At 66.1% G+C, this 12,686-nt stretch carries 11 protein-coding genes; 7 read left to right on the top strand and 4 right to left on the bottom strand.

Annotated features, from left to right (window positions below):
* Nucleotides 1-13 precede the first annotated feature (13 nt).
* Genes FJY73_08065 through FJY73_08055 form a run of 3 tightly spaced genes read left to right on the top strand, consistent with a single transcriptional unit; the run spans nucleotide 14 to nucleotide 1,894 of the window.
* The gene (locus FJY73_08065) at nucleotides 14-1,012 is read left to right on the top strand and encodes an inorganic phosphate transporter (GenBank protein ID MBM3320614.1); all 999 of its coding nucleotides are present in this window, start codon (nucleotides 14-16) and stop codon (nucleotides 1,010-1,012) included.
* 13 nt (nucleotides 1,013-1,025) lie between these two features.
* Nucleotides 1,026-1,664 (top strand): DUF47 domain-containing protein, encoded by a 639-nt coding sequence (locus FJY73_08060; GenBank protein ID MBM3320613.1) that lies wholly within the window; start codon nucleotides 1,026-1,028, stop codon nucleotides 1,662-1,664.
* A 59-nt stretch (nucleotides 1,665-1,723) separates the two neighbouring features.
* Nucleotides 1,724-1,894 (top strand): hypothetical protein, encoded by a 171-nt coding sequence (locus FJY73_08055; protein MBM3320612.1) that lies wholly within the window; start codon nucleotides 1,724-1,726, stop codon nucleotides 1,892-1,894.
* 85 nt (nucleotides 1,895-1,979) lie between these two features.
* Here the strand turns inward: FJY73_08055 and FJY73_08050 are convergent, their stop codons facing one another.
* Nucleotides 1,980-3,530, bottom strand: coding sequence for an alkaline phosphatase family protein (locus FJY73_08050; GenBank protein ID MBM3320611.1), 1,551 nt, complete (start codon nucleotides 3,528-3,530; stop codon nucleotides 1,980-1,982).
* Between the two features lie 227 nt (nucleotides 3,531-3,757).
* On the opposite strand from FJY73_08050, the gene carA reads away from it, so the two are divergent.
* From carA to FJY73_08035, 3 genes are read left to right on the top strand one after another with little or no spacing between them, the layout of a single operon-like run.
* Entirely contained in the window at nucleotides 3,758-4,897 is a 1,140-nt protein-coding gene (carA, locus tag FJY73_08045) for a glutamine-hydrolyzing carbamoyl-phosphate synthase small subunit (protein ID MBM3320610.1), read from the top strand.
* Nucleotides 4,884-8,168, top strand: a complete 3,285-nt coding sequence (gene carB / locus FJY73_08040) for a carbamoyl-phosphate synthase large subunit (GenBank protein ID MBM3320609.1) — start codon at nucleotides 4,884-4,886, stop codon at nucleotides 8,166-8,168. The genes carA and carB overlap by 14 nt, the downstream gene beginning before the upstream one ends.
* A gap of 38 nt (nucleotides 8,169-8,206) precedes the next feature.
* Nucleotides 8,207-8,467 carry a translation elongation factor-like protein gene (locus tag FJY73_08035; GenBank protein MBM3320608.1) on the top strand — a complete coding sequence of 87 codons (261 nt, stop codon included), beginning with the start codon at nucleotides 8,207-8,209 and terminating at the stop codon, nucleotides 8,465-8,467.
* A 20-nt stretch (nucleotides 8,468-8,487) separates the two neighbouring features.
* Here the strand turns inward: FJY73_08035 and maf are convergent, their stop codons facing one another.
* The 3 genes from maf to FJY73_08020 all read right to left on the bottom strand — a co-directional run bounded on the left by maf (nucleotide 8,488) and on the right by FJY73_08020 (nucleotide 11,371).
* Nucleotides 8,488-9,069: a septum formation protein Maf gene (maf, locus tag FJY73_08030; GenBank protein ID MBM3320607.1), complete on the bottom strand. Its 582-nt coding sequence runs from the start codon at nucleotides 9,067-9,069 to the stop codon at nucleotides 8,488-8,490.
* A 5-nt stretch (nucleotides 9,070-9,074) separates the two neighbouring features.
* A complete protein-coding gene (locus tag FJY73_08025; protein ID MBM3320606.1) occupies nucleotides 9,075-10,079 on the bottom strand; it encodes a DHH family phosphoesterase in 1,005 nt (334 codons plus the stop codon).
* A 134-nt stretch (nucleotides 10,080-10,213) separates the two neighbouring features.
* Nucleotides 10,214-11,371, bottom strand: coding sequence for an aminopeptidase (locus FJY73_08020; protein ID MBM3320605.1), 1,158 nt, complete (start codon nucleotides 11,369-11,371; stop codon nucleotides 10,214-10,216).
* 147 nt (nucleotides 11,372-11,518) lie between these two features.
* Between FJY73_08020 and FJY73_08015 the strand changes: the two genes are divergently transcribed.
* Nucleotides 11,519-12,649, top strand: a complete 1,131-nt coding sequence (locus FJY73_08015) for a metallophosphoesterase (protein ID MBM3320604.1) — start codon at nucleotides 11,519-11,521, stop codon at nucleotides 12,647-12,649.
* The last annotated feature ends 37 nt before the right edge of the window (nucleotides 12,650-12,686 follow it).

Below are 12,686 nucleotides of genomic sequence, written 5' to 3'. Positions count from 1 at the left end.
CGGAGAATCGACGTTGGATCTGCTGACGCCGGGCATCTTGTTCGTCCTCTTCCTCATTCTCTGGGCGGAGTTCGTCAACGGTTGGACCGACGCGCCCAACTCGATCGCCACGGTGGTGTCGACGCGCGTTCTCTCGCCCGGCGCGGCGGTGGTCATGGCGGTCGGCCTCAACATCCTCGGCGCGCTCTCCGGCACCGCGGTCGCCGCGACGATCGGGAAGGGGATCATCGAGCCGGACTTCGTGACCCCCGCGACGGTCGGGGCGGCGATGGTCGGGATCATCTTCTGGAGCACCCTGGCCTGGGTCTACGGGCTCCCGACGAGCGAGAGCCACGCGCTTGTCGCCGGGCTCACGGGAGCCGGTCTCGCGGTGAAAGGACCCGCGATCCTTCTCGCGGATGGCTGGAGGAAGGTCGGCCTCGGGCTCATCTTCTCGACCTTTCTCGGGTTCGGGATCGCTCTTCTACTCATGACGATTGTCTACCGTCTGTTCTACAAGTCGCCGCCCGGGAAGATCCGCTCTCTCTTCTCGCGGCTCCAGGTCCTTTCCGCGGCGTTCATGGCCTTTTCGCACGGCTCGAACGACGCGCAGAAGTTCATGGGGGCGTTCGCGCTCACGTTGTACGCCGGCGGTATCATTTCGCACTTCTACGTTCCCGTCCTCGTGATCCTGATCTGCGCCGGGGTGATGGGGATCGGAACCGCGGTCGGCGGATGGCGCATCATCCGGACGCTCGGGACCCGCGTCACGAGGCTCGAGCCGGTGCACGGGTTCGCCGCCGAGACCGGCGCCGCGACCGTGATCGAGATCGCCTCGCGGGTCGGCATCCCGCTCTCCACCACCCACACGATCTCGACGGCGATCATGGGGGTCGGATCGACCCGCCGGCTCTCGGCGGTCCGCTGGGGGGTCGCCGGGGAGATCGTCTCCGCGTGGGTTCTCACGTTCCCGATCTGCGGAGTGCTCGGCTACTTGTCCGTCGTCTTCTTCCGCTGGATCGGCCTGCACTAGAGGAGGTGCGCACATGCGACTTAGCCTGGTACCGGAGAACCGCCGCTTCTACGACCTCATCGAGGAAGCCGGTGAGAACATGGTAGAGGCGACGCGCGCGCTGGTCGATTTACTCACGAACTATTCCGATGTCGATCAAAAGCTGACCCGCATCCACGATCTGGAGCACAAAGGGGACGAGATCACGCACAAGGGGATGGACGAGCTGAACCAAACCTTCGTCACCCCTTTCGACCGCGAGGACATCGCGTTCCTTCTCCAGCACATCGACGACGTGGTCGATCAGGTGTGGGCCGCGTCCGTGCGTCTTCAGGCATACTCCGTCGAGGAGATCACGGAGACCGCCGCCGCGTTCGGGGAGATCATCCATAGCCAGGCGGAGGCGATCCAGAAGGGGATCGCCATGCTCAGGGACCGGAAGAAGATGCGGGATATCTTCGAGTTCATGCAGGAGGTCCACGTGTTGGAGAACAAGGCGGATGATGTCCTCCGCAACGCGCTCGCCAAGCGCTACAACTCGGGCCCCCATACGGTCGAGACGCTGATCCGCGGCATGAAGTGGAGCGAGATCTACACGATTCTCGAGAAGGCGACCGACCGCGCGGAAGACATCGCCGACACGCTGCAGGCGATCGTTCTGAAGTACGCGTAAAGCGCGCGCGATCGGCCGCGTTCCTCCGCCGATCGCGCCGGCACGAGGAGAGCGCCGCCATGACCGAAGAGAAGAAGATCGTTCAGGGAAAGATGGAGATCGCGGGGGTTATCGGGCCGCTCTGGTTCGCGGGCTGGCTCTTCACGATCGGGTACGCGCACCTCGCTCTCGGAAAGGCAGTTCTCGCGATCGTCCTCTGGCCGTACTACCTCGGCTCCGCGCTCGGCTAACCTTGATCCGACCGAAACTCGACCGGTGTCTTATCGGCTGCGCAACGAGCACTCCTCTGACGGACTGAGTCAATCCCGCATTGCCCTACGCGATCGGGCGGAGCGGCTTCCCCTCCATCGGCCAAGGAGACGGAACACCGAAGAGAGCGAAGATCGTCGGGGCGAGGTCGAGGATCGTGCCGGGCTCGATCGCTCCGCCGCGCGGAATCCCCTCGCCCGAGGCGAGGATGAATCCTTCACCCCTGTGGTTTCCCGAGCGCCCGTCCGGATTCCTTCCGGGCGTCGGCCACGGGATCGTTCCGTAACGATCCGAGACGACCGCCTCGTGCCGAGCGGCAGGAACGTCCGACCAGACGACGACGAGATCGGGGAGTAGACCCGCCCGCTCCCCCGGCGGGAGCGCGCGATCGGGTCTTACGACCTCGGCGACGATCGACTCGCCGCTTCGCGCGTCGCGCCACGTGCGCATCCCTTCGGCGATCGCATCGCGAAGCTCCTCGTATGATTCTTCCGGAAACGTCCCTCCCGCCTCGCGGCCCCGAAGGTTGACGCGAACATAGCTGTGCTGGTCCGCCGGAAGGGAGAACGCCTCGGCCGCGTCCCACGCGCTCGGCGACCGCCGCCAGAACGCGCTCAGGCGGTCTTGGATCGAAAGTGGAAGAAGCCCTTTCACGCCGCGGCGGAGCTCGACCGGAACCGCGCCGCGCAAGCGGACGAGAGGACTTCTCGAAGAGGGCGCGCCCGAGACCCCTCGGAGGCCGTGCAGAATCCGCCTCAGCATCTCCGGGAAGAGCATCTCGCGGCTGTTGTTCGGCCCCATCCCGTGCAGGGAGAAGACGATCACGGCCGCGCCGCTCCCCGCCTCCTCCGCGAGAAGGCCGACGGCCGCGTCGAGCTCGGAGTACACGTCGCGAAACGCGGACTGGAAGAGCTCCCTCGTGCCGGGCCGGATCTCGCCGCCCGCCGAGGTCTCGTCCCAGAGCTTGTGCCCCGCGCGGTGCGCCGCCGCGAAAGCGACAAAGAAGAGATCCCACGTATCTTGACTCATGAAAGATACAGCGGCGCGGGCGAGCTGCCCGGTCGCCCGCGAGAGGAGCCGGGGGAGCTCGAGGATCTCGAGCGTCTTCTGCGGACCGTAGACCTCGGGCCGCATTACGGGTCTCCCCGCCTCGCGGCGCATTCGGGCGAGCGCCGAAGGCGGGTGCGACGCGGAAGGGCCGAGATGGTCGTGGGTCGCCCAGCCGGCGATCTCGATCCCCGCGAACGGCTCCGGCGGATAGGCGAGAGGAGCGTCGATCACGATCGCCCGCGCGCCCCGCTCGCCGATCGCCCGCCAGAAGGGTTGGATCGGAAGCCAGGCGCCGAACGGCCTCTCCATCGCGCCACGGACCGGATTCCACTGGAGAACGTGATAGCGGCCGTGCTCGCTCGGAGAGGTTCCCGTGTAAAAGGTCGACCAGGGGGATCCGGTGAGCCACGGAGCGACGGTGGCGAGCCTTCCGTAACAACCGCTCTCGCGGAGGCGTGTGAGGTTCGGGAGCGCTCCTTCGTCGCACCATTTCTCCACGAGGGAGGGCTCCGCCGCGTCGAGACCGACGAGAAGAAGGCGGGGATTCGTCTTTCGTCCGGCGTTCATCGTCGCGTTCTTCTCCCGCGGCGCGGGGCGGCCGGAGCCTCGTCCGCCACCCGCTCGTTGCATCTCCACACGCGCGGGTCGAGAAACGATATCTATCATATTTCGGGCGGGCGGGCCAGGAAACGGGATGGTTCACGTTCCGCGGGCGCCGGGGCATCGGGCTTGCGGCGCCGAGCGCGCTGTCGTATCGTTTCGCGCCGGGCTCCCCCCGCCCCAGGGAGAACGAACTGCTCGCGAGAATCGCACTCGAAACGGGTCTGTGCTTCACGGGCCGGCTCTTCGGCGCGCCGCGGGAAGCGGGAGGCGAGATCGTCTTTCACACGGGGATGTCCGGATACCAGGAAATCCTGACCGACCCGAGCTACGCCGGGCAGATCGTTGTCTTCACCGCCTCGCACATCGGGAACTACGGGGTTCACGCCGGAGATAGCGAGTCGGCGCGCATCCATCCGGTCGCCGTCCTCGTGCGCGATTTCTGCAGGAGGACCTTCCATCGGCGCGCCGAGCGCGGGCTCGACGATCTCCTCCGCCGAGCGGGCGTCCCGGCCCTTTCGGATGTCGACACGAGAGCTCTCACTCTCTCTCTCCGCGACAACGGGACGTGCCGGGCATGGATCGGGACCGGTCCCGCCGCCGCGCTCGTCGAAAAGGCGCGGGGTCTCCCGCCGATCGAATCGATCGATTGGGTCGCGCGCGTGACGTGCGACGAACCGTGGATGTATCAACCTTCTCGAGGCTGGGGGAGCGAGCCGCCGTACGAGGTCGCGGTTCTCGATCTCGGCGTGAAGAAGAGCATTCTCGATCGTCTCGCGATCGAGGGATGCCGCGCCCGCGTCTTTCCCGCCCCGACGCCTCCCCGCGAGCTTGTCCGCCCCCCGACCGAGGGGGTTCTTCTCAGCAACGGGCCCGGGGATCCGGCGAGCCTCCCCGGGATCGTCGAGAACGTGAAAGCGCTCATCGATACCGGAATTCCCATCTTCGGGATCTGCCTCGGGCACCAGCTCCTCGCGCGCGCTCTCGGAGCCGCGACGGTGAAGCTCCCTTACGGGCACCACGGGGCGAACCATCCGGTTCGGCGGCTCTCCGACGGAAAGGTCGAGATCACGAGCCAGAACCACAACTACGCCGTTCCGGCGGAGAGCCTTCCCGCCTCGCGGGCGCGGGCGACTCATGTCAGCCTCAACGATCGAACCATCGAGGGACTCGAGGCGATCGGAAGGCCGGTCTACTCGGTCCAGTTCCACCCCGAAGCGGCCCCGGGGCCGAGCGATAGCCTCTATCTCTTCCGGCGCTTCCGCGACGAGATGGTCGCGAGGCGCGCGAAGAGAAGCCGAACGAACGAGGAAACGCGCGATGCCTCGGCGTGACGACATCGCGAGCATTCTCGTTCTCGGCTCGGGACCGATCGTGATCGGTCAGGCGTGCGAGTTCGACTACTCCGGCACGCAGGCGGTCAAGGCACTGAAACGCGAGGGTTATCGCGTCGTTCTCGTGAACAGCAACCCCGCCACGATCATGACCGATCCGGAGATCGCCGACGCAACGTACATCGAGCCTCTGAAGCCGGAGTTCGTGGAGAGGATCATCGAGAGAGAAAGACCGGACGCGCTCCTCCCGACCGTGGGCGGGCAGACCGCGCTCAACCTCACGATCGCGCTCCACGACCGGGGCGTCCTCGAGAAGGCGGGGATCAAGCTGATCGGCGCCGACGCGCGGTGCATCCGGCTCGCCGAGGACCGCGAGCAGTTCAAGAAGGCGATGGAAGCTTCCGGAATCCGAACCCTGCGGAGCCTCCTCGCGACCTCGCTGGAAGAAGCAGATGAGGTCGTTCGCGCGATCGGGTTCCCCGCGATCCTCCGCCCGAGCTTCACGCTCGGCGGGGCCGGAAGCGGGATTGCGCACGACCGGAGCGAATTCCTCGAGATCCTCGCGGACGGGCTCCGTCTCTCCCCCTCGGGGAGCGTGCTCGTCGAGGAGAGCGTGATCGGATGGAAGGAGTACGAGCTCGAGGTGATCCGCGACCGCGCCGGGAACGGAATCGTCGTCTGCTCGATCGAGAACTTCGACGCGATGGGCGTTCACACCGGCGACAGCATCACCGTCGCGCCCGCGCAGACGCTCACCGACCGCGAGTTCCAGCGCCTCCGGGACGACGCTCTCCGCGTCCTCGACGCGGTCGGCGTCGTGACCGGCGGATCGAACGTCCAGTTCGCGGTGCACCCGGAGACCGGCGAGACTGCCGTGATCGAAATGAACCCGCGCGTCAGCCGATCGAGCGCGCTCGCGAGCAAAGCGACCGGCTATCCCATCGCGAAGATGGCCGCGCTTCTCGCGGTCGGCCGCACGCTCGACGAGCTTCCGAACGAGATCACGGGGAGCACGTCGGCCTGCTTCGAGCCGAGCATCGATTATACGGTCGTCAAGGTTCCCCGCTGGGCATTCGAGAAGTTTCCGGGGACGCCCGGCTTTCTCGGAACGACGATGCAATCGGTTGGCGAGGTGATGGCGATCGGGCGGACGTTCCGCGAGGCGCTCCAGAAAGCTCTCCGATCGCTCGAGCTCGGCCTCGACGGATGGAATTCGGAGGGGAGCGCGCGGACGATCGAGGATCTTCGCGAGGACCTCGCCCGCCCGAGCAAGGACCGACTTCGCGATCTCCACGAGGCGATGCGCCGCGGGCTCACCCCGGAGGAGCTTCACACGATCACCGGAATCGATCCGTGGTTCCTCGACAACCTCGCGAGGCTCATGGAGGTCGAGGGGCGGCTCCGAAGCTACGCGCTGACCGACCTCCCGCCGGAGATTCTCCGCGAGGCGAAGCGCGAGGGCTTCAGCGACCGGAGGATCGCGCGCCTCCTTCGCGGGCCGGAGGAGTCGATCGGAAGACGGGCGGCTCGTCTGAAGGAGATGCGCGAGAGGCTCGGGATTCGCCCGGTCTTCCGCCGCGTGGACACCTGCGCCGGCGAGTTCCGAAGCGACACTCCCTATCTCTACTCCACCTGGGAGGAAGGTCCCTGCGAGAGCCGTCCATCGGCGCGGCGCAAGGTGATCGTTCTCGGCGGAGGCCCGAATCGGATCGGACAGGGGATCGAGTTCGACACCTGCTGTTGCCACGCCGTGCAGGCGCTCCGCGAGGAGGGGATCGAGTCGATCCTCGTGAACTGCAACCCGGAGACCGTGAGCACCGACTACGATCTTTCCGATCGGCTCTACTTCGAACCGCTCCGTTTGGAGGAGGTTCTTCACGTCGCCGAGGTCGAGAAGCCGGAAGGAATCGTGGTCTCGCTCGGCGGACAGACCCCGCTCCATCTCGCGCGGCACTTGCAGGACGCCGGTGCGCGAATCCTCGGCACGCCGGTCGACGCGATCGACCGCGCGGAGGATCGGGATCGATTCGGAGCGGTCCTCGACGCCCTCGGCATTCCGTCGCCGGCTCACGGGAGCGCGAAGAGCGAGGATGAAGCGCGAGCGGTCGCCGCGCGCGTCGGCTATCCGGTGATCGTGCGGCCTAGCTACGTGCTCGGCGGGCGCGCGATGCGGATTCTCTACGATGAGGAGAGTCTCGCGCGCTTCTTCGAGGAAGCCGCGCGCGTCTCCCCCGATCATCCAGTGCTCATCGACCACTTCCTCGAGGACGCGGTCGAGTTCGACGTCGACGCGGTCTCCGACGGCGAGCGCGTCCTCATCGGCGGGATCTTGCAGCATATCGAGGAAGCGGGGATTCACAGCGGGGACAGCTTCGCGGTCCTTCCCCCCTACCGAGTCATGCCGATCGAGATCGATGTCCTGCGCGAGTTCACGGTGGGGATCGCGCTCGAGCTCGGCGTCGTCGGTCCGGTCAACGTGCAGTTCGCATGCCGCGACGGCGCGGTCTTCGTGCTCGAGGTCAACCCGCGCGCCTCGCGCACCGTCCCCTTCATCGAAAAAGCGACCGGGCTTCCTCTCACCAAGATCGCGATCCGTTGCATGCTCGGGAAGAGCCTCCGAAGGCAACGCGCCCGCGAGAGGAAGGCGGTCCGCCGTGTCTTCGTGAAGGGCCCCGTCTTCCCGTTCCGCCGCTTCCCGAAATCCGACTATCTCCTCGGGCCTGAAATGAAGAGCACGGGGGAAGTGATGGGGATCGGACGGTCGTTCGGCGAGGCGTTCGCGAAAGCGGAGCTCGCGACGCGCCGGGGGCTCCCCGTTTCGGGCGCGGTCTTTCTAAGCGTGAACGACCGCGACAAACCGGGGCTTCTCGCGATCGCGCGAGACCTCAAGGATCTCGGCTTCACGCTCCTCGCCACCCGCGGAACCGCCGCGTTTCTCCGCAAGCACGACGTGCCCGCCGAATCAATCGCGAAGGTCGGCGAGGGATCGCCGAACATCGCCGACCTCATCCGCGAAGGGCGTGTTCGGATGGTCGTGAACACCCCGCTCGGAAAGGCGAGCCGCTACGACGAAACCGCGATCCGGCGCGAGGCGACGCGAACGGACATCTCTTGCCTTACCACTCTCTCCTCCGCGCGCGCGGCGGTGGACGGGATCCGGGCGCTTCGGGAAGGGCTCGGGGAGCCTGTCTCGCTGCAAGAGCTCCACCGGCGAGCCTCCGCCGGCCCCGCGCGGGCGAAAAGACTCCCCGGCGGCGTCCATGAGTGCTAAGGTAAGAGAGGATCCGCCCCGCGGAGAGGAGGAAGACCATGGCGGAAGAAGTCAAGATCGGGCACGTCTCACATTACTTCGGCAAGATCAGCGTGGCGGCGATCGAGCTCACGGACGGGGCGCTCGCCGTCGGCGACACGATCCACATCAAGGGACACACATCCGACTTCACCCAGACGATCGAGTCGATGCAGATCGACCGGGCCGATGTGCCGCGCGCGGAGAAGGGACAATCGATCGGCATTCGAGCAGTGGAGCACGCCCGCGAAGGGGACGTCGTCTTCAAGGTCGTCGGGTAGCGGCGCATCGAGAGGATCGTTTACGCCAGAACCGAGACGCCGAAGCGCGCGAGAAGCTCCACGACCCGCGTGAGCGGGAGGCCGACGATCCCGGTCGGATCGTCCGTCCGCATCCAATCGAAAAGGGCCGCGCCGAGCCCCTCGCTTCGGTACGCGCCGGCGCAGTCGAGTGTCTCCTCGCGCCGGAGGTAGTTCTCGATCTCCGCGTCCGACAAAGGACGCATGCGAAGCCGCGCGATGTCGAGCGCGCTCTCCATTCGGCCCTCCCTCGCGTCGAGAAGAACCACCGCCGTGACGAGCCGATGCTCGCGCCCCGAAAGAAGACGGAGCGACGCGCGCGCGGCCTCGATCGTTCCCGGCTTTCGGAGCGCGGTCCCCTCGATCTCCGCGATCTGATCGGAACCGAGAATCAACGCGTCCGGGAAATCGCCGGCGGCCGAGCGAGCCTTCCTCTCGGCGAGAGCGAGCGAGCGCGTCTCGGCCGGGAGAAGATCCAAACCCTCCTCGTCGCATTTCGGGGAAACGGCGCGATACGGAAGCCCGAGACGGTCGAGGAGAGCTCTTCGATAGCGGGAGGTGGAGGCGAGAACAATCTCTCTCACGGCGCTCACTCGGAAGGCTTCTTGCGGGTCGAGAGATTCTGGACGATCTGCTTGCGAATCCACTCGCCGAGCGTTTCCGGGTCCTCGACGCGCGTCGCCTGCGCGAGTTTCGAGAGGAGGATCTCCGCGCGCGCGGCGACCGGGTGCCCGCCCGCGCTCCCGACCGCTCCGAACGCGCCGCGGACGATCCGGCCGACGTCGACGCGCGGACCCTTTCCGCGAAGAATGATGATGACCCGGTTCCGGTACGTGCTCGCCACGGCGGCCACCGAGGTTCCCACCACACCGTTGAAGATATCCGCGAGGATCACGAGGCTGTCGGGCGGCACCGGCCCGGGAAGGAAGACGTAGAGAAAACGCCGGCGGATCTGCACGCGGCTGATCGCGCGCGCGAGGAGATCCAAGTCGTCGCGCGAAAGCCGTTCATGCTCGATCTGCCGGAGATGCGCGAGATTCGCCTTCTGGAGGAGGAAGGCGTACGCCTCCACGTCTTCCTTCGTCGCCGAGCGCGTGAGGCCGTTCGTGTCGGTCTTGATGCCGAAGCAGAGCGCGGTCGCGAGCGACGGTGGGATCTTCACGCGCGCCGCCCGAAGGTACTCGGTGAGGATCGTCGCGGTCGCTCCCTCCTTCACGCGCACGTCCGAGAAATCCGCCTCGAACGCGTTCACGACCGGATGATGATCGATCACGACGTGGATCTTCGGGAGCGAGAGGTTGACGAAATGATCCGGCTGTCCGTCCACCACGGCGATCTTGGTGAACGCCTGCGGGTCGATCTTATCGAAGCGCTCGCTCCGAATCTTGAGAAGCCGGACCATCGCCTGGTTCTCGAGACGTCCGATCTCCCCGATGTGGCTGATCTGGCACGATTGAACCTTCAACGACAGAAGTCGTTTCAAAGCCCACGCGGAGGAGAGCGCGTCCGGATCCGGCTTCATGAGAATGAGCACGCGATCGGCCGGCGTGAGAACCTGGAGGAGATCCTTGAGCTTCTTCGCTGGTTGGTTCATGCGTCCTCGAAGGCGCCGAGACGGAAGCCGCCCGCGCCGCCCGGATCGGGGCCTCGGCCCGAAGCATCGGCCCCGCCCGGACGGAGCTTCACGGGTTTCGGTGCCGGGCGATGGATCTCCGAATCCCCGAGAAATCAGCAGGCCTTTTTCCGCCCGCCCCCGGCGGCGAAGCGATCGGGATTCAGCCCCTCGAGCTCGGGGAGGACGAAGAGACCGTTCTTCCGGATCGTCTTCCCGTCGAAGAGGATCTCGCCGCCGCCGTGCTTCTCCGTCTGGACGAGCACCATGTCCCAATGCACGGCCGACTTGTTCCCGTTGAAGGCGTCGTCGTACGAGTTCCCCGCGGCGAGGTGAAGGCTCCCCGCGATCTTCTCGTCGAACAGGATGTCGCACATCGGGCTCTCGATCATCGGGTTGAAGCCGAGCGCGAACTCCCCGAGATAGCGGGCTCCCTCGTCGCTGTCGAGGATGCGGTTCAGCGCCTCGGTGTTCGTGGAGGTCGCATGGACAATCTTCCCGTTCTTGAACTCGAGACGGATGTCGTCGAACGGGATTCCGTGGTAGATCGTGCGGGCATTATACCGGATCACGCCGTTCACGCTCTCCTTCACCGGGCAGGAGTAGCACTCGCCGTCCGGGATGTTCTTCTCGCCGCAGCACGGAACCACGTTGATCCCCTTGATCGAGAAGGAGAGATCCGTCTGGCCGGGACCGACGATGCGGACCTTGTCGGTCTTCTTCATGATGTCGACGAGCGGCTTCACCGCTTCGGCCATGTGCGCGTAATCGACAAGGCAAACATCGAAGTAGTAATCTTCGAAGCGATCGGTTCCGACGCCCGCGAGCTGCGCCATCGACGGGGTCGGCCAGCGGAGCACCACCCACTTCGTCTTCGGCACGCGGTAGTCGACGTGGACGTGCCCGAAGACCTTCGTCTGGTAGATCTTCATCTTCTCGGGCGGGATCTTGGCGAACTCGGAGGAGTTGTTCTGGCCACGGATCCCGATGTACGCCTGGACCCGCTCCATTTGGAAGCGCTCCACCTTCCCCATGAGCTCCATCCGCTTGTCGACGTCCTCGGGAGTTCCGATCTGATAAAGATCGCGGAGAACCTGGTTGTCCTTCCAGAGGACGAGGGGGACCCCGCCCGCCTCGACCGCGCGGAGGATGAGCGCCGAGACCATCTCCCGCGGGATATCGGTCGCCTCGATCAGCACCACCTCTCCCGGTTGGAGCCTGGTCGAGTGGGTGATCAGAAGATCCGCCAGCTTCATCATTCTCGGGTCGTTCATTCCGTCTCCTCCCCGGGGATGTTCTATTGAAAGGGCTATCCTGGCCTCCTGGCAGTATATTCCAAAAGAAGGTCGGGCCGGAAGCGCCTCGGTCGGAATCCCCCAGCCGGGCAGGAACGGCCCCCTAACCGTTTGAGCAAGAATCAGTTGCAAGAACGCTGCGCCGACAGCCGCCTCTGCACGAACCCGGTCGCTCGGCTCCTTCGAGGATTCTCCGGCGGCGGAAGCGGACGGGGGAGACCGGCTGCACGAGCCGCGCGATGGATCGCCGCACTCCTCCCCGCCCTTCTCCTCCTTCTCCCATCCTGCGCGCCGCGGAAGACCGCGCCGGCCCGACCGGATGAGGAGCGGCCCGCGCGCGCGTTCTCCTTCGCCATCGTGAGCGACACGCACACCGGCGCGACCGCGCACACCGGGAAGAAGGTCTTCGCGCGGATCATCGAGCAGATCAACGAGAGACAGCCGGACTTCCTCGTCCACTGCGGCGACTGGATCATCGCCCCAACCCCCGACAAGCTGGGGGAGGCGACCGCCGATACGTTCCTGCACGTTCTCTCCCTCCTCGATCCGGAGATCGCGTTCTACCCGGTCCTCGGGAACCACGAGGGGGACTACGAGGGCTATGCGTACGCGCGGTCCTTCTTCCCGGTTCTCGGGGACAGCGGCTGGTACTCGTTCGATCACGGCGGCGCGCGCTTCTTCGTCGTGGAGAACAACTCGGACGCCCCCGACTCGCATCTGCCGGGGTACAGATCCTGCCTTCCGAACGGCGGGATCAACACGCCGGGATCCGAGCAGAGAACGTGGCTCGCGAGCGTTCTTCGGTCCCGGCCGCCCGGGACGATCTGGACCTTCGGCTTCGGACACCGCTCGTACTACGGAGCGGAGCAGTACGCGGGCCGGAAGAACATCGAGAGCGCCCGCCGGGGCGAGGACTCGTTCTGCCGGCTGATCGAGGATGCCGGCGTCGACGTCTTCTTCAACGGCGACCAGCACTGCTACACGCGCACGAAGCCGATTCGAGACGGCGAGGCGGCGGAAGGGAAGCAGAACACGACCGTCTATCTCACGGTCGGGGGCGGGGGCGGGCGGATCAACCGCGGACAGAACGTCGGTCTCGAGTTCCCAGTCCTCGAGGGGCTTCCCGCGGGCGCCTTCGTCGCGGGGACCAAGGGCAAGCACTTCTTCGTTCACTGCACAGTGCGGGACCGTCTCTTCCACGCGGACGTCATCGATACCTCGGGCGCGCTCATCGACTCGTTCTCGATCCGCAAGTGAGTCGCCGGCGGTCCCCTCGTTCGACTGGAGGCAGAGC

The sequence above is a fragment of the Candidatus Eisenbacteria bacterium genome (assembly GCA_016867715.1).
GTDB lineage: Bacteria > Orphanbacterota > Orphanbacteria > Orphanbacterales > Orphanbacteraceae > VGIW01.
The sequence above is the reverse complement of the archived record's forward strand: the minus strand, read 5'-3'. Positions and strand labels throughout refer to the sequence as shown.